Source organism: Sphingomonas olei (assembly GCF_045369765.1).
Taxonomy (GTDB): Bacteria; Pseudomonadota; Alphaproteobacteria; order Sphingomonadales; family Sphingomonadaceae; genus Sphingomonas; species Sphingomonas panaciterrae.
The window spans coordinates 286,091-301,660 of record NZ_JBIQEU010000003.1; the positions used below are offsets into that span (position 1 = coordinate 286,091).

The following is a 15,570-nucleotide window of genomic DNA, read 5'->3' on the forward strand; positions in this document are numbered from 1 at the left end:
CGGCGCGGCGTTCCCGCGACCGCAGCGAGGATGCGCATCATCCTGCCGCCCGCCAGCCACGGCGGGGCTGCCGCTCGCCAGCTACAGGGAACCATGAAGGGCGATGGCGCTTAAGGACGGTGGCTCCGCCGCCCAGTGCGCGGTGGGTGGCAGAGGAGGATGAATATCATGGCCCGTACGGCGGAAAAACGCGGCAAGGACGAAACCAAGGCGGCCGAGAAGAAGGTCAAGTCGACCGGGAAGTCGGCCGGCGGCGCGCGCGGCGGCATCACCGCGCCCGTGACCCCGTCCGCCGAACTGGCCGAAATCGTCGGCAAGAACGACCTGCCCCGCAGCGAAGTGGTCAGCAAGGTCTGGGACTATATCAAGAAGAACGACCTGCAGGACGCCAAGGACCGGCGGCAGATTAACGCCGACGACAAGCTGGAGAAGATCTTCGGCAAGAAATCGGCGAGCATGTTCGAGATGAACAAGCATCTCAGCAAGCATCTGACCGCCAAGAAGGATTGACGGCAATCCCGGCCGACGCGCGGCGATGCTGCCCGCGTGCGCGTCGGCGGGGTGATCAGTCCATGATCTCGCGGATCCGCGCGGCGAGCGCATCCATCGCGAATGGCTTCGTCACCAGTGCCATGTTGGGCGCCAGCTGATCGCTGCCGATCACGGCATTTTCGGCATAGCCGGTGATGAACAGCACCCTCAGCGTGGGCCGCAGGCTGAGCGCCGCGTCGGCGATCTGGCGCCCGTTCATGCCGCCGGGCAGCCCGACATCGGTGATCAGCAGGTCGATGCCCGGATGCGCCTGCAGGATGCGCATCGCGCTCTGGCCGTCGAACGCTTCCAGCACGTCATAGCCGAGATCCTCGGCCACCTCGACGACCAGCATGCGCACGGTGGGTTCGTCATCGACAACGAGGATGCAGCCGGCATCCGCCTGCGCATCCTGTTCCAGCATCGACGATCCGGTTCCGGCCTGCGCCGCCTCCACATCCGGCGCCTCCATATGGCGCGGCAGGTAGATGCACATCGTCGTGCCCGCGCCCAGTTCGGTGTCGATCCGGACATGGCCGCCCGACTGGCGCGCGAAACCGTAGATCATCGACAGGCCAAGGCCCGTTCCCTCGCCGATCGGCTTGGTGGTGAAGAAGGGGTCGAAGGCGCGTGACACGACATCGGGCGGCATGCCGGTGCCGGTATCCGTGACCGAAATGGACACATATTCGCCCGGCGCGAGATCACGCTCCCGTGCGTCACGATCGTCGAGGCGGCAATTGGCGGCTTCGATCGTGATCCGCCCACCGTCGGGCATGGCGTCACGCGCATTGATGCACAGGTTGATGATCGCATTTTCGAGCTGGTTCGGATCGACCAGGGTCGTCCACAGGCCGGTCTTGCCGGCGGTTTCCACCTCGACATGAGGGCCGACCGTGCGGCGGATCAGTTCCTCGACATCGAAGATCAGCCGGTTGACGTCGGTCGGGCGGGGATCGAGCGTCTGCCGGCGCGAAAAGGCGAGCAGCCGGTGGGTGAGCGCCGCGGCGCGGCGAACCGCACCCTGCGCCGCGACGGAATATTTCTCCAGCTCCGCAACCCGGCCCTGCGTGATGCGCACCTGCATCATCTCCAGCGCGCCCGAAATGCCGGTCAGCAGATTGTTGAAATCATGCGCCAGGCCGCCGGTGAGTTGGCCGACCGCCTCCATCTTCTGCGACTGGCGCAGCGCCTCCTCGGCGCGGTCACGCTCCGCCGTGGTCTCCTCGATCTCGTGCACGAGCCGCTGGTGTTCCTGCTCCAACAGGCGCTCGGTCGCCTTGCGCGCCGTCACGTCGAGGAGCGCGCCGACCATGCGGATCGGCGCGCCATCGCCGTCGCGGATCAGATAGCCGCGGTCGAGCACGTCGGCGTAGCTGCCATCCTGCCGCTGGAAGCGATATTCGTCCGACCAGTCGGTGCCCTGGCTGTCGATCACCAGATGGATGGCATAGACGCGGGCGCGGTCGTCGGGATGAATGTGGTCCAGCCACCACTGGCTGGTCTCCTCCGTTTCTGACGGCGGGTGGCCGTAGACCGCGTACAGCGCCTCGTTCCAGGTCACGTGATCGGTTCGCAGATCCCAGTCCCAGATCGCGTCGTTGGTCGCCCGGCTGGCGAGGCGCAGGCGTTCGCTCACCTCGCGCAGCGCGGCGGTCGCCTCGCGGTCGCGGGTCACGTCCTGCACCGTGCCGATGAGGCGGGTGGCAACGCCATTTTCGAAGAAGGCGAGGCCATGCGCGCTGACGTAGCGCAGCACGCCATCCTCGATGCCGATCGTGCGATATTCCGCCGCGAACCGGCCCGGCCCGGCGGGGTCGAGCGCGGCGCTCACCGCGGCGACCGCCCCCGCCAGATCATCCGGGTGGACGCCGGCCATGAAGGATCCGTCGTAGCTGACCGGGACGCCGGGCGAGAGGCCGAACAAGGCGCGGCAGCGATCATCCCATGTCAGGCGTCCTTCGCGCGGCCGATAATCATAGCGGCCGAGATCAGCGGCGGCGGCGGCGGCCTCCAGTTCCTCCCGGCTGCGTTCCAGCGCGCGTTCGGTGCGCTTGCGCTGGGTGAGGTCGGAAAAGAGCACCGCGACATGATGCTCCTCGGGCGCGTCGAGCGGGTAGGCGTTCACCATCAGCCAGCGCCCGTCGCGGGTCGTGGCGGGCAGTTCCACCTGCTCGGGAATGCCGGTCTTGGCGACCCGGCCGTATAGGTCGAACCAATGCTGTTCGTGATCGGGCGCGATGTCGCGCATCCAGCGACCACGTGCATCGGCAATGCCGGTCTGCGCGGCGAACGCATCGTTCACCTCGAGAATGCAATAATCGCTGGCCCGGCCATCGGGATCGAAGCGCACCTTGATGACGCAAAAGCCGATGTCGATCGCGTTGAACAATTCGCGATAGCGTTGCTCGCTGGCGCGCAGCTGCCCCTCCGCACGCGCGCGGTCGAAGGCGTCACGCACGCGCAGCGCGACATCCTGAACCAGCGTCACCTCCTGCGCGGTCCAGGCGCGGGACGCGGGCTCCTGCACATACACCAAGGCGTCGAGCCTGCCGTAGCGGAGCAGCGGGAAGACGATCATCGCCTGGGCGCCACCGGGCGCATCACCCTCGGTTTGCGCATTAGCGGTGACATCGGGAATGATCAGCGTCTCGCCAGCGCGCAGCAGCGCCAGCGAGGGCGCACTGATCAGCTTCGCGCTCGGTATCCGGCCCGTGAGTTCCGGGAGGGCGGGGGACCAGTCGGCCTCGATCTGAAGCGTCGCGCCGTCATCGCACACCGTCGCATAGCCGCAGCGGCCCACGCCCAGCTTCTGGCCCAGCGCGGCGACGGCCGTCGCCACGATCTGCTGGGGATCGCTCAGGTCGTGCAACTGATCCAGCAGCCGGAGCTGGAATGTCTGTCGGTCGAGCAACTGCTCGCGGCTAAGCTCTTCTGATCGCGACATTCGGCGTAGGCCTATCGATGAACCGGCAGAAATACATGGTTTGTTCCGCAAAAAGCAATCGGGGTGCCCCGTAGGCAGCGGCTAGGTCGCGGGCGCCACTTCGATGACGGGCGTGTGGTGGATTGGGAAAGCGACAGACCGGGCGATGAAGCACATGGCATGGGCGCGTTCGTGCAGCGCGGCGGCCAGCGCCGGGTCCGAACTTGCGGTGATCGTCACGGTTGGGGATAGCGTTACCGCGGTGAACTGCCCGGCGCCGCCCGGCTCCTCTTCCATGACCCCTTCGGCCCGGTCGCGATAGGCGAGCACGATGACCCCCGCCTGCGCGCAGAGGCCAAGGTACCAGAGCTTGTGACAGGCACAGATCGAGGCGAGCAGCAGCTCCTCCGGGTTCCAGCGTGTCGGATCGCCGCGAAAGGCGGGGTCGGAGGAGCCATGGATCGGCGGCTTGCCGGGCGCAGTGATGCGATGATCGCGGCTGTAGCCAGCGATCGTCCGGGTGCCTTCCCCGCGATTGCCGGTCCATTCGACATCCAGCGCGTAGCGATGAACCTTCATCGGGGCCTCCAACCGTTCGCGATCGACGGGTGAGAGGATGAAGTCCCGCGCCGCCGCGATCAAGCGGCAGCCAGGCAGGTGTCAGGCGGGGGAGGACAATTTCATCAGGACAAGGCCGCCGACGATCATCGCGGCGGCTAGGATGCGCATCGGGCTGGCCTGTTCGCCGAGCAGCAGCACGCCAGCGACAAAGGCGCCAACCGCACCGATCCCCGTCCAGATCGAATAGGCGGTGCCAAGCGGCAGGGTACGCATCGACAGCGACAGCAGGCCGAAGCTGACGAACATGGTGGCAAAGGTGATCAGCGTCGGCTGCCATTTGGTGAAGCCGTCGGACTGCTTCATGAAGAAGCTCCAGACCACTTCGAGAATACCGGCAACAACAAGATAGATCCACGCCACAGCAGCCTCCATTCAGGACTGCCGGGCCGTCCCGGACTTGACACCCTTGGCGGGGCGGGAACGTGGTCGCCGCGGGGCGGCGTCTAGCGGCGCGGCGCCGACGGGTCAATCGCGGAGCGCCGGCCGTGACCTGCGCCCCGCGATCAACGCCCAGGGATCAGGCGCGAAGCCCGTTCAGGATCACGTCAAGCACCGCGGACGGGAAATCATGCGCGAACGCCTCGTCGCTGAGCTTGCCGTCCATGATCTCCGCAAAGGCGACGCGTGAGGAGAACAGATATTGGCAGGCGCCGACGATGATGAAGTAGAGCTTGTCCGGGTCGATCGGGCGGAACTGGCCGGCGGCGACGCCTTCCTCGATGATGCGGCGCTGCGCGTCGATCAGCGGGATCACGAAATTGGCCTTGATCTGGTCCGACCCCTCCGTGCGGGATTCGCGCAGCAGATGGTTGAGCAGGCCCACCAGATAAGGATAGCGGCTGTAGGTGCGCACGATGCCGGCGATGTGGATCTTCAGCTTCGCCAGCGGATCGATCGCCATCGCGTTCAGCCCGTCGAGCTGCGCCAGCGAGCGCGACGTGTCGCGTTCGACCAGCGCCACCAGCAGCCCCTCCTTGCTGCCGAAATAATATTTGACGAGCGGGGCGGTGACGCCGGCGCGCCGTGCAATGGCGTGGAGCGATACTTCCGGCGTGCCTAGTTCGATCATCAGGTCGCTGGCGGCCTGTAGCAACACCTCCCGCGCCGGTCCTTCGCTCCGCCCATTATGTGCCCCCGGGCTACTACTTTCGACCGCTTTCGCCATTCTGTCCCCTTGTTCGGCCTTTACGACCGTTATGCCGCCGTCTTGGCGGTCTCGATACCGAGTTCTTCCCGGATTGCATTGCCATCGGCATCCAGTGCAGGCGCGAGCCGCGCGGACGGGCGGTGGGATTCGAAATCGATGGGCGTGGCCGGGAGGCGGATCTCGCCCTGCGGCCCGGCGACGTCGACATAGCAGCCGGCGGCGAGCGCCTGCGGATCACGGGTGGCCTGCGCCACGCTCTGCACTGGCCCGAAGATCACCTTCTCCGCTTCCAGCGCGACCTGAACCTCGGGCCAGGTCATCGCGCCGAATGCCTCATCGAGAATGCCGACCAGCGCGGGCCCGTTGCTGCGGCGATCGCGCACGCCGGTGAAGCGCGTGTCCTCCAGCAATTCCGGGCGGCCGATCGCGCGGGCGATGCGCGGCCAGTCGCCCGAGCCCTGGCGTGGCACCATGACGAACCACTGGCCGTCCGCGGTCTTGAAGAAATTGTTGAGCGGATTGACCGCCTCCGGCCGTGACTTCGTCGAGGCGAGCTTGTTCATCTGAAGCTGGATGGCATGTTCGCAGGAGGCGGCGTAGATGCCCATGCGCAACAGCGAGGTTTCCAGTTTCTGCCCTTCGCCGGTGCGCGCGCGGTGGAACAGCGCCCCCATGATCCCGGCGACGAGGCCCATTGCGGCCATGTGATCGCCGATGCCAGTGCGCAGTTGCGCCGGATCGCCGTTCTTCACCGTGGTGAGCGAGCAGAGGCCGGAGCGCGCCCAGAAGGCGGTGATGTCGAAGCCGGGCTTGTCCGCCTCAGCACCCTCGCTGCCATAGCCGGTGAAATTGGCGAAGATCAGGTCGGGCTTGATCGCCTTCAGCTGGTCCCAGCCGATGCCGAGCCGTTCCAGGCTGGCGGGGCGGGTGTTGGTGACGAAGACATCGGCGGTCGCGACCAGCCGGCGCAGCACCTCGGCATCCTCCGCATTCGTCAGGTCGAGCGCGATCGAGCGCTTGCCGCGATTGTCATTGTCGAACACGCGATTTTCGGTGTTTTCAAGACCGATCGAGCCGAAGAACTGACGGAAGGGATCGCCCGCTGGCGGCTCCACCTTGATGACCTCTGCACCCCAGTCGGCCAGGATCCCGCATGCGCCTGGCGCTGCAACGTAGCTGGCCAGTTCGACCACTCGAATGCCCTGCAACATGATTTCCACTCCCGTCCTGCGTCCGGCTGTCGCCGATCGCTTGTGCACCATTTAACGTGCTGGTTTCTGATTGTTCAAGCAAAGCCTGAACGTTGGCGTAAAAGTTTCGCGTGCCGTAAAGTAATCAGCGGCGCGGCAATATTGCGCGCGGCCGCGATGGTCAGGCGGTTCGTGCGGCCTTGTCCTTCGCGGTGGTGGCGCGGATCGAATCGCGCGCCGCGGCCCATTGTTCGTCGCTCCACGACCGCATCGAGGAAAAGTTGCCGCCCGTCGCGAGGTAACGCGCGCCGTCGATCGCGATCGTCTGACCGCTGACATATTCCGCCTGCGGCGACATGAGGAAGGCGGCGAGATTGGCCAGTTCCGGCATCCGCCCGACGCGACCCATCGGGTAATCAGTCGTGTCGCGGAACGCCTGTTCACCATCGGTCGGGCGCAGCCGGGCGGACATGCCCTCGGTCGGGAAGGTGCCCGGTGCGATGCAGTTGAGACGGATGCCGCGATCGGCCCATTCGACCGCCAGGCTCTGCGACATTACATTGACGCCCGCCTTTGACATGGCGCTGGGCACGGTGAAGGCAGAGCCGTTCCACACCCAGGTGGCGAGGATCGACAGCACGGAGGCGGAGACGCCCTGGTCGATCCAGCGCTTGCCGCAGGCCAGCGTCATCGCGAACGATCCGCGGAACACGATGGAGGAAATGGCGTCGAAGCCGCGCATCGAGAGATCTTCGGTGCGGCTGACGAAATTGCCCGCGGCATTGTTGACGAGGCCGGTGAGCGCGCCGCCATTGTTCCAGATACGATCGAGCATATCCTCGATCGCGGCTTCATCGCGGATGTCGCAGGCGAGGCCGACCATCTTGCCACCATGCACGGTCATCAATTCATCGGCCGTCTGATCGAGCACGCTGCCACGACGCCCGCAGATGAATACGTCGGCGCCGAGGATCAGGAACGCCTCCGCCATTACCTTGCCAAGGCCAGTGCCGCCGCCGGTGACCAGGATGCGATGACCCTCAAGCAGATTGTCGCGGAACATCAGGTCGTCGCGGTTCATCGTCTCTCTCCCAACATCGGGCGGGCAGCGTGCCATGCGCATCCGCTCCCTTGCCAATTTGTCTTTATGGCCGTTAAAACAGGCGGAGGGGAGCCGCAAGCCGAAATGCGCCTGTGGTTTTACCGGATGGAAAAGGCGAGAGGAAGCTGCGGTGAGCGACGAACATCTGTCCACCCTATCGAACGTGATTGCGCGGCGCGCGGAGGGGGCGCGCGATCACGTGCTGCTGATCAGCGACGACGCACGGGTGACCTATGGCGAGATGAACCGGCTGGGTGCCCGGATTGCGGCCGCGCTTCGTCGATCAGGCGCCAGCGCCGGGGACACAATTGCGGTGCTGGCGGCGAACGGGCCAGCCTATCTGGCGCTGATGGTCGGGGCGGCGCGGGCTGGCATGGTATTGGCGGCCATTCCCGTGTCGGCGGAGGATGGCGCCAAGCAGGCGATGATCCGCGATTCCGGCGCGACGCTGCTGTTCACCGACGAGGCGCTGCCGTTCAAGGTTTCAGCCGAGGTCGTGATGCTGGGCGAGCCGTTCGACCGGTGGCTGGCGCAGGACGGCGCGGCCGATGCGGACGATGAGGCGCCGGTCGCGGTGGATGGCGATGCGCCGATGACGATCATCTATTCCTCCGGCACCACCGGCACACCCAAGGGAATCGTCCAGCCGTTCCGCTATCGCGCGCGGATGCTGGAGAGTGGCGGCGCACGGGGGTACGGCCCCGATGCCGTGACGCTGCTGGCGACGCCGCTTTATTCCAACACCACGCTGTCGGCGCTGGTGCAGACGATCGGCGCGGGCGGGACGATCGTGCTGATGACGAAGTTCGATGCCGGCCGATGGCTGGCGCTGGCCGAGCGGCATCGCGTGACCCATGCCATGCTGGTGCCGGTGATGTGCGCCCGGCTGCTGGCGCATCCCGATTTCGACCGTACCGACCTTAGCGCGTTTCGCGTCAAATATTGCACCTCGGCGCCCTTCGCGCCGGCGATGAAGCGCGAGATGCTGGATCGCTGGCCCGGCGGGCTGGTCGAATATTATGGCATGACCGAAGGGGGCGCGAGCTTCGTTCTGTTCGCGCATGAGCATCCCGACAAGCTGCACACGGTGGGCCGGATCGCGCCGGGTGGGGGCGAGGTGCGGCTGCTGGATGATGATGATCGCGACGTTGCGCCGGGCGAGCAGGGGGAGATCGTCACCCGCTCCGCCGGCATGATGATCGGCTATCACAATCGGCCCGGGGAAACCGCGGCCAGCCGCTGGATCGCGCCCGACGGCAGCGTATGGCAGCGCACCGGCGACATCGGGCGGATCGACGAGGACGGGTTCCTGACGATTGTCGACCGCAAGAAGGACATGATCATTTCCGGCGGGTTCAACATCTACCCCTCGGATATCGAGGCGGTCGTCGCAGCGCATCCGGAGGTGCAGGAGGCGAGCGTGGTCGGCGTGCCGAGCGAGACCTGGGGCGAGACGCCGGTCGCCTTCGTGGTCGCCCCGGGTGCTGACGCGGGTGCGATCAAGGAGTGGATCAACGCGCGCGTCGGCAAGATGCAGCGCGTGGCGGACGTGAGCATCGTCGAGGAATTGCCGCGCGGCCCGATCGGCAAGGTGCTGAAGCGTGAGTTGCGCGACCGCTATGTCGGTGCGTTGAAACTGGCCGCCTGACGCCGCCGGGATACCCGCTCACCATGTGGCGAGCGGGTATCCGGCAGGCTCAGTTCGGCGTGTTGCCGGTCATCGTGCCGGCCTGACCCGACACTGGCACCGGCGGGGTGGAGGAGCGCGCGTCGCTCACCGCCTCGTCATACCAGCTCGCCAGATCACGCTTCATGTCGCGCAGCGCGTCCGGGTTCAGATAGGTCATGTGGCCCGCCGGATAATAAGTGTACTTCAGGTTGGCTTGAAGCGCGGGTTCCAGCATCATGCGGCCGAGATCGTTCTCGGTGCCGAAGAACGGCGTCGCCATGTCGTAATAGCCGTTCAGCGACAGCACTTTCAGATAGGGATTGGTGCGCATCGCGGCGGCGAGATCGATCGCGGTGTTGGGATTGTTCTGGCTGCCATAGCCGCCGCCCGGTGCCCGGTGCGCCCAGTTCCACTTGAACCCGGCGCCGTCGCGCGCCGACAGGCGATACGGCAGGTCGGTCTTGTAGCCGAGCGTCGAGTGCACATAGTCCTGGAACGAGGCGATATATGCCCCCGACACCGCGTCTGACGAGGCATCGGTTTCCGGACGTTCGCCCACGGCATCGGTATCGATCCCCATGTAGCGCGAATCGAAGCGGCCGACGGTGCGGTTGGAGCCACGCAGCAGCTCCTTCTGGAAGCGCGGCAGGTCGACGCGCAGGTTCGCCCGCTTGATGAAATCGGCGCTGAGGCCGGTCAGCTGGCTCATCTGCTCGGCCACCTGATCGCGCTCCTGCGGGGAGATCAACTGCCCCTTCGCCAGCGCGGCCATGTACGGCCCGGTGGCAAAGGCGCGCGCCTGGGCGACGATCGTGGCGACGTCGGCGGGGCGGTTCTGCACGCGATTGTGATACCAGGCGGTCGCGGCGTAGCTGGGCAGGTAGTTGATATAGACTTGGTCCAGCCCCGGCTGGCGATAGCCGTAGTTCATGATCGAGCTGAGCAGCATCACGCCGTTCAGCGCCATGCCGCGATCCTGCAGCTGATACGCCAGCGCCCCGGCGCGCAGCGTGCCGTAGCTTTCGCCCAGGATGAACTTGGGGCTCATCCAGCGGCCGTATTTGGTGACGTAGCGCATGATCGCGCGCGCGAAGACGTCGACGTCCTCATCGACCCCATAGAAATCGCCGGGCTTCGCATCCCCCAGCGGCCGCGAATAACCCGAGCCGATCGCGTCGAGGAAGACGAGGTCGGTCTTGTCGAGCAGCGAATCCGGGTTGGGGCCGACGTCATAGGGCGCCGGGCGGACGAATTCGGGATTGGTGGTGCGGATGCGGATCGGGGCGAACGATCCCATGCGCAGCCAGAAGGAGGGCGAGCCGGGGCCGCCGTTGAACAGGAAGGTGATCGGCCGCTTCGTGCCCGGCTTCGTCCCGTCCAGCGTATAGGCGGTGTAGAACATCGAGGCGGTGGGCTTCCCCTCATTGTCGCGGGTGGTCAGCGTGCCGGCGGAGGCGATGTAATTGTACCGCTTGCCGTTGATCGTAACGCTGTCGCGCGTGCGGGTCTCGGTTTCCTCCACCGGCGCCTTGGCCCAGCCGGCCTCCGCCTCCGCCTTCACCGTCTCGGCATAAGAGCGGGCGGGGGGCTGCTTGGCGTCGGATTTTTCCTGAGCTGCGAGGGGGGCGGCAGAGAGGGCGGACGTGGCGATGAGCGCGAGAAGGAAGTGCTTGGTCACGAACAACTCTTCTTGTGGAGATAGGCCACCTCCATTGACCCATCCGCTGGTGCACGCAAGGCCGCCATGCCCTGGAGAAAGGGATGGCAAAGGATCGGAATAGATGCTGCGGAATGTTTTGAGCGCGGCGGAACGCTTATGTCGCTGGTTCGCTCTGGCAGGGCGAAAAGTCGTTACTTTGCCGGAGTTTAACCTATGTTTATGCATAACAAGCGCCTGCAATACACCGTGCGCGTCGCCGAGCCGAACCCGCGACTTGCAACATTGATGATGGAGCAGTTCGGCGGCGCCGATGGCGAGCTAGCCGCGGCGATGCGCTATTTCACGCAGGGGCTGGCGGAGGATGATCCCGGCCGCAAGGACATGCTGCTCGACATCGCGACCGAGGAGCTCAGCCACCTCGAGATCATCGGCTCGATCATCGCCATGCTGACCAAGGGCGTGAAGGCGCAGCTGGCCGAAGGGCAGATGAAGGAGGCCGAGCTGTACCAGTTGGTCGGCTCGACCGGGACCAGCGCGAAGGAATCGATCCTGTTCGGCGGCGGCCCCGCCCTGTGCGATTCCGCCGGCGTGCCTTGGACCGCGGCCTATGTGGATTCGCGCGGCGAGCCGACCGTCGACCTGCGATCGAACATTGCCGCCGAGGCGCGCGCGAAGATCGTCTATGAGCGGCTGATCAACATCACCGACGATCCCGGAATCAAGGATGCGCTAGGCTTCCTGATGACGCGCGAAGTGGCGCACCAGAAATCGTTCGAGAAGGCGCTCTACGCGATCGAGAACAACTTCCCGTCGGGCAAGCTGCCGGGCGTGGAGAAATATGCCAACATGTACGTCAACACCTCGCAGGGCGAAGGCGACACCACCGGGCCGTGGAACAGCGGTGATCAATGGGAGCGGGTGGACGACCTGCAGCAGGTGATGCCGGCCGATGGCGGCGACGGCACGGCCAGCGTGACGCTGCCCGCCAAGGACAAGAAGGTCGCCACCAAGATGGCGGAGCGCACCATGTCCGATCCGACGGCCGATCCGACGACGGGCGCGGACCTTGGCGCTGGGCCGGGCGCTGGCCGCACCAAGGGCGGCGACATGGGCGGCGCGCCGGACATTCATTCGGCGCCGGCGATGGCCGAGGCGACCGTCGGCAAGTGAAGGAGGAACCAGCGCCCGCCGATCGCGGGCGCTGGTTTCTGCGCCAGATCCCGTCAACGCGAGATCCGTAATGGACCGCAGCGTTGCTTCGGTCTTTCGCGCTACGACACGGCAAGACCGGTCGACCGCAGAGATACGGCGGCCCCCGTCGCGGCCTCTACTTGGTCGTGGCGGCGATGCCCGTGTCGAACAGGCGCGCGATTTCGCCGGACGAGAGGCCGAGCGTTTCGGCAAGTATCTGTTCGCTGTGCTGGCCGTTACGCGGGGCGGGCGCGGGCGGGCGGCGATCCTCGGCGGGGAGCGTCGCGAAGGCGCCGACCGCGGGGTAGCGCGTGCCGCTGGGGTCATCGGTAGTGCCGAAGATCGGGTTGTTGGTGACCAACCGGGGATCACGCACCGCATCCGCCATGGTGCCGTAAGCAGAGTGGACGATGCCGCCCGCATCGAAAGCGGCGGCGAGATCATCATGGTCGCGCGCGGCGATGGCGGCCTCGAACAGCGGGAACAGCGCGTCGCGATGCGTGAAGCGGAGGCCATCGTCGTGCGCAAAGCTGACCCCGCGGTCCGCCTCCACACGCGCGATTGCATCGCCGAGGTTAAGCGCGGCGATGAGGTTGGCCCATTGGCGATGCGTGACGACGACAATCATCGTCCGCTTGCCGTCGCGCGTCGTGAAATCGCGCCCGAATAGGCCGAAGACCGTGTTGCCGAGGCGTGGGCGGTCGGTGCCGGTGTGCATCACCTCGGCGATGCCGCCGAGATTGGCGACGGTGCCGATCGCGACGTCGGACAGCGGAATGCGAATCTCGCCACCTTCGCCGGTCGTATCGCGCCGGCGTAGCGCAGCCATCATCGCGAAGGCGGCATAGGCGCCGGTGAGCAGATCCCAGGCGGGGAGGACGTGGTTGACCGGGTCCGGTCCCGCCCCGGTCAGCATTGGATAGCCGACCGCATTGTTGACGGTATAGTCGAGCGCCGGGCTGCCGTCCGGCCAGCCCATCACGCGTACGGTGATGAGATCGGGACGCCCCTGCGCCAGCGTGTCATGCGCGAGGAAGCCCTTCACCGGGAAGTTGGTGACGAACTGCCCGGTCGCGCGGACCAGCGCCTGGAGCAATTCGCGCCCCTCCGGCCGGCCGAGATCGAGCGCCAGGCTCTTCTTCGCGCGGTTGAGATTTTCCCAATAGAGGGAATCGCCGCCTTCCGTGACCGGCCAGCGGCGGAAATCGGGCCCGCCGCCGATCTGGTCCACGCGGATAACCTCCGCCCCCATCTGCGCCAGATAAAGCCCGGCGGTGGGCGAGGCGACGAAGGACGACGCCTCGATCACGGTCAGGCCGGGGAGGAGGTTGTACATCTCAATTCACTCCGGCGTTGAACTCGCGCAGCATGTGCTTGGCGATCTGCAGCTGCAGGATCTGGGTCGTGCCCTCGTAGATGCGGTAGATGCGCGCATCGCGGAAGAAACGCTCGGCGTCATATTCGGCGAGATAGCCCGCGCCGCCATAGATCTGCACCACGCGATCGACTATCCGGCCGCATGCTTCGGAGGCGAAGACCTTGGTCGCCGCTGCCTTGCGCAGCACCGGCTCGCCAGCGTCGACGCGGCGGGCGCAATCGGCCAGCATCGTCTCGGACGCGTAGATCTCGATATCGCTGTCGGCGAGCATCTGCTGGATCAGCTGGAAATTGGCGATCGGTTCGCCGAACGCCTTGCGCTCGGTGGCGTAGCGAAGCGCCGAATCCACCGCGCGGCGGGCATAGCCCATCGAGGCCGCAGCGACCGACAAACGGCCGTTGTCGAGGCTCTTCATCGCGGTGACGAAGCCCTTGCCTTCCTCAAGCCCGAGCAGCGCGTCGGCGGGAAGGTGAACGTCCTCCAGGATGATGTCGGCGATATGCGTGCCGGCCTGGCCCATCTTCTTGTCGGGCTTGCCGACCGTCACGCCCGGCGTGTTCATCGGCACGATGAAGGCGGAGACGTGCGCGTTCTTGGGCAGCGCCTCTTTCGACGTGCGCGCCATGATGACCGCCATCTCGGCGTCGGGCGCATTGGTGATGTAGCGCTTCGTACCGTTCAGCACCCAGCCGTTGCCGGTACGCACCGCCATCGTCTGCATGCCGGCGCTGTCGCTGCCCGAGCCGGGCTCGGTCAGGCCGAAGGACACGATCATGCCCGCCGCCATCTTGGGCAGCCATTCGGCCTTCTGCTCCTCGGTGCCGCCGTTGCGCAGCGCCGAATTGACCATGCCGATGGTGATCGAGATAATCGAGCGGAAGCACGGCATGGCATAGGCCAGCTCGCGGATCGTCTGGGTATATTGATAGGTGTTCATCCCCGCGCCGCCATATTCCTCGGGGATGGTGAGGCCGAACAGGCCCATCTCGCGCATCTCGTTCAGGATCTCGTCCGGGATGCGGTCGGTCTCGAGGATTTCCTTCTCGGCCGGGATCAGCCGGTCGCGCACATAGCGGCGCAGCTGGTCGATGAACTGGTCGAACGTCTCGGCGTCCATGCCGGGATTCGGGCCGCTGTTCGGGGCGGGGTTGAGGGTGGACATAATGATGGTCCTCAGATCGGATCGTAGGGGAAGACGTTGGCCGACACTTCGTCGGCCCGCGCGAAGCTGGGGCGGAAGGAGGGGATCAGCTCATCCGCGATCGCCTGCGCCGACCAGCCCTCAAGCTTGGTCATCGAGCGGATCGGGCGCGGCTTGGAGAAGAGCACGATCTCGTTCTTGCGCACCGCGAAGATCTGGTTGCTGACGTCCTTCGACAGGTCGGATGCGAGGAAGGCGACGAGCGGCGCGATCTTGTCCGCGCTCATCGTCTGGAGGCGGGCGACGCGCTCCTTGGCCTCGGGCGTTTCGGCCGGGATGGAGGCGGTCATGCGGCTCCACGCGAACGGCGCGATGCAGTTCGACCGGACGCCGGCGCGTGCCATGTCGAGCGCGATCGATTGCGACAGGCCGACTATGCCGAGCTTCGCCGCGGAATAATTCGCCTGGCCGATGTTGCCGATGAGGCCGCTGGTCGAGGTGAAGTGGACGAAGCTGCCCGATTGCTGCTCGCGGAAATAGGGCGTGGCGGCCTTGGACACGTTGAATGCGCCGTTCAGGTGAACGTCGATCACCGCGCGCCAATCCTCATGGCTCATCTTGTGCCAGATCGAATCGCGCAGGATGCCGGCGTTGTTCACCACCGCATCGATGCGGCCGAACTGCTTCACCGCATCCTCGACGATCGTCGCCGCGGCCGCGGGATCGGCGACGCTGGCGAGGTTGGCGATCGCCTTGCCGCCAGCGGCGACGATGTCCGATGCGGTCTGCTCCGCCGGACCAGCCTCGCCGCCTTCGCCGCTGCCGCCGACGCCCGGATCGTTGATCACCACCGCGGCGCCCTCACGCGCGCACAACAGGGCGATCTCACGCCCGATGCCGCGGCCCGCGCCCGTCACGGCCACGACCTTTCCGTCGAGAATGCCCATGCTCCACCTCCTGAAACTGATCGCCGACGGGTTACGGCGCGGGGGACGCTATTTCAAGATGGCGCAT

At 66.0% G+C, this 15,570-nt stretch carries 13 protein-coding genes; 3 read left to right on the plus strand and 10 right to left on the minus strand.

Features of this window, described 5'->3' with window-relative positions; genetic code table 11:
• The first annotated feature begins 168 nt into the window (after positions 1–168).
• A complete protein-coding gene (locus ACH0BU_RS05840) occupies positions 169–510 on the plus strand; it encodes an SWIB/MDM2 domain-containing protein (protein WP_125944728.1) in 342 nt (113 codons plus the stop codon).
• Between the two features lie 55 nt (positions 511–565).
• Here the strand turns inward: ACH0BU_RS05840 and ACH0BU_RS05845 are convergent, their stop codons facing one another.
• The 6 genes from ACH0BU_RS05845 to ACH0BU_RS05870 all read right to left on the minus strand — a co-directional run bounded on the left by ACH0BU_RS05845 (position 566) and on the right by ACH0BU_RS05870 (position 7,496).
• A complete protein-coding gene (locus ACH0BU_RS05845) occupies positions 566–3,478 on the minus strand; it encodes a PAS domain-containing protein (protein WP_500263858.1) in 2,913 nt (970 codons plus the stop codon).
• 81 nt (positions 3,479–3,559) lie between these two features.
• Positions 3,560–4,036 carry an OsmC family protein gene (locus ACH0BU_RS05850; protein ID WP_296222700.1) on the minus strand — a complete coding sequence of 159 codons (477 nt, stop codon included), beginning with the start codon at positions 4,034–4,036 and terminating at the stop codon, positions 3,560–3,562.
• 81 nt (positions 4,037–4,117) lie between these two features.
• Positions 4,118–4,438, minus strand: a complete 321-nt coding sequence (locus ACH0BU_RS05855) for a DMT family transporter (RefSeq protein ID WP_046411939.1) — start codon at positions 4,436–4,438, stop codon at positions 4,118–4,120.
• A gap of 157 nt (positions 4,439–4,595) precedes the next feature.
• Positions 4,596–5,243 (minus strand): TetR family transcriptional regulator, encoded by a 648-nt coding sequence (locus ACH0BU_RS05860; protein ID WP_136451394.1) that lies wholly within the window; start codon positions 5,241–5,243, stop codon positions 4,596–4,598.
• Positions 5,244–5,272: 29 nt separating this feature from the next.
• The gene (locus ACH0BU_RS05865) at positions 5,273–6,436 is read right to left on the minus strand and encodes a CaiB/BaiF CoA transferase family protein (RefSeq protein ID WP_301089624.1); all 1,164 of its coding nucleotides are present in this window, start codon (positions 6,434–6,436) and stop codon (positions 5,273–5,275) included.
• Between the two features lie 160 nt (positions 6,437–6,596).
• Entirely contained in the window at positions 6,597–7,496 is a 900-nt protein-coding gene (locus tag ACH0BU_RS05870) for an SDR family oxidoreductase (protein WP_296218157.1), read from the minus strand.
• A 151-nt stretch (positions 7,497–7,647) separates the two neighbouring features.
• Here ACH0BU_RS05870 and ACH0BU_RS05875 point away from each other — a divergent pair, with 151 nt between their 5' ends.
• The gene (locus tag ACH0BU_RS05875; protein WP_296218156.1) at positions 7,648–9,165 is read left to right on the plus strand and encodes a class I adenylate-forming enzyme family protein; all 1,518 of its coding nucleotides are present in this window, start codon (positions 7,648–7,650) and stop codon (positions 9,163–9,165) included.
• Between the two features lie 49 nt (positions 9,166–9,214).
• On the opposite strand, the gene ACH0BU_RS05880 is transcribed toward ACH0BU_RS05875, so the two are convergent.
• Complete coding sequence (locus ACH0BU_RS05880) at positions 9,215–10,864, minus strand: S10 family peptidase (RefSeq protein ID WP_046411934.1); 1,650 nt, start codon at positions 10,862–10,864, stop codon at positions 9,215–9,217.
• Positions 10,865–11,065: 201 nt separating this feature from the next.
• Between ACH0BU_RS05880 and ACH0BU_RS05885 the strand changes: the two genes are divergently transcribed.
• A complete protein-coding gene (locus tag ACH0BU_RS05885) occupies positions 11,066–12,016 on the plus strand; it encodes a manganese catalase family protein (RefSeq protein WP_245995358.1) in 951 nt (316 codons plus the stop codon).
• A 157-nt stretch (positions 12,017–12,173) separates the two neighbouring features.
• Here the strand turns inward: ACH0BU_RS05885 and ACH0BU_RS05890 are convergent, their stop codons facing one another.
• Genes ACH0BU_RS05890 through ACH0BU_RS05900 form a run of 3 tightly spaced genes read right to left on the minus strand, consistent with a single transcriptional unit; the run spans position 12,174 to position 15,503 of the window.
• Positions 12,174–13,373: a CoA transferase gene (locus tag ACH0BU_RS05890; protein WP_145119619.1), complete on the minus strand. Its 1,200-nt coding sequence runs from the start codon at positions 13,371–13,373 to the stop codon at positions 12,174–12,176.
• A 1-nt stretch (position 13,374) separates the two neighbouring features.
• The gene (locus ACH0BU_RS05895; protein WP_231622014.1) at positions 13,375–14,577 is read right to left on the minus strand and encodes an acyl-CoA dehydrogenase family protein; all 1,203 of its coding nucleotides are present in this window, start codon (positions 14,575–14,577) and stop codon (positions 13,375–13,377) included.
• Positions 14,578–14,588: 11 nt separating this feature from the next.
• Positions 14,589–15,503: an SDR family NAD(P)-dependent oxidoreductase gene (locus ACH0BU_RS05900; RefSeq protein WP_046411334.1), complete on the minus strand. Its 915-nt coding sequence runs from the start codon at positions 15,501–15,503 to the stop codon at positions 14,589–14,591.
• Positions 15,504–15,570: the final 67 nt, after the last annotated feature.

Excerpts from the sequence above, each read along its gene's own strand:
- ACH0BU_RS05895 (WP_231622014.1), bottom strand. The coding sequence starts at position 14,577 with ATGTCCACCCTCAACCCCGCCCCGAACAGCGGCCCGAATCCCGGCATG.
- ACH0BU_RS05885 (WP_245995358.1), top strand. The coding sequence starts at position 11,066 with ATGCATAACAAGCGCCTGCAATACACCGTGCGCGTCGCCGAGCCGAAC.
- ACH0BU_RS05865 (WP_301089624.1), bottom strand. The coding sequence starts at position 6,436 with ATGTTGCAGGGCATTCGAGTGGTCGAACTGGCCAGCTACGTTGCAGCG.
- ACH0BU_RS05890 (WP_145119619.1), bottom strand. The coding sequence starts at position 13,373 with ATGTACAACCTCCTCCCCGGCCTGACCGTGATCGAGGCGTCGTCCTTC.
- ACH0BU_RS05840 (WP_125944728.1), top strand. The coding sequence starts at position 169 with ATGGCCCGTACGGCGGAAAAACGCGGCAAGGACGAAACCAAGGCGGCC.
- ACH0BU_RS05860 (WP_136451394.1), bottom strand. The coding sequence starts at position 5,243 with ATGGCGAAAGCGGTCGAAAGTAGTAGCCCGGGGGCACATAATGGGCGG.
- ACH0BU_RS05845 (WP_500263858.1), bottom strand. The coding sequence starts at position 3,478 with ATGTCGCGATCAGAAGAGCTTAGCCGCGAGCAGTTGCTCGACCGACAG.
- ACH0BU_RS05870 (WP_296218157.1), bottom strand. The coding sequence starts at position 7,496 with ATGAACCGCGACGACCTGATGTTCCGCGACAATCTGCTTGAGGGTCAT.
- ACH0BU_RS05900 (WP_046411334.1), bottom strand. The coding sequence starts at position 15,503 with ATGGGCATTCTCGACGGAAAGGTCGTGGCCGTGACGGGCGCGGGCCGC.
- ACH0BU_RS05850 (WP_296222700.1), bottom strand. The coding sequence starts at position 4,036 with ATGAAGGTTCATCGCTACGCGCTGGATGTCGAATGGACCGGCAATCGC.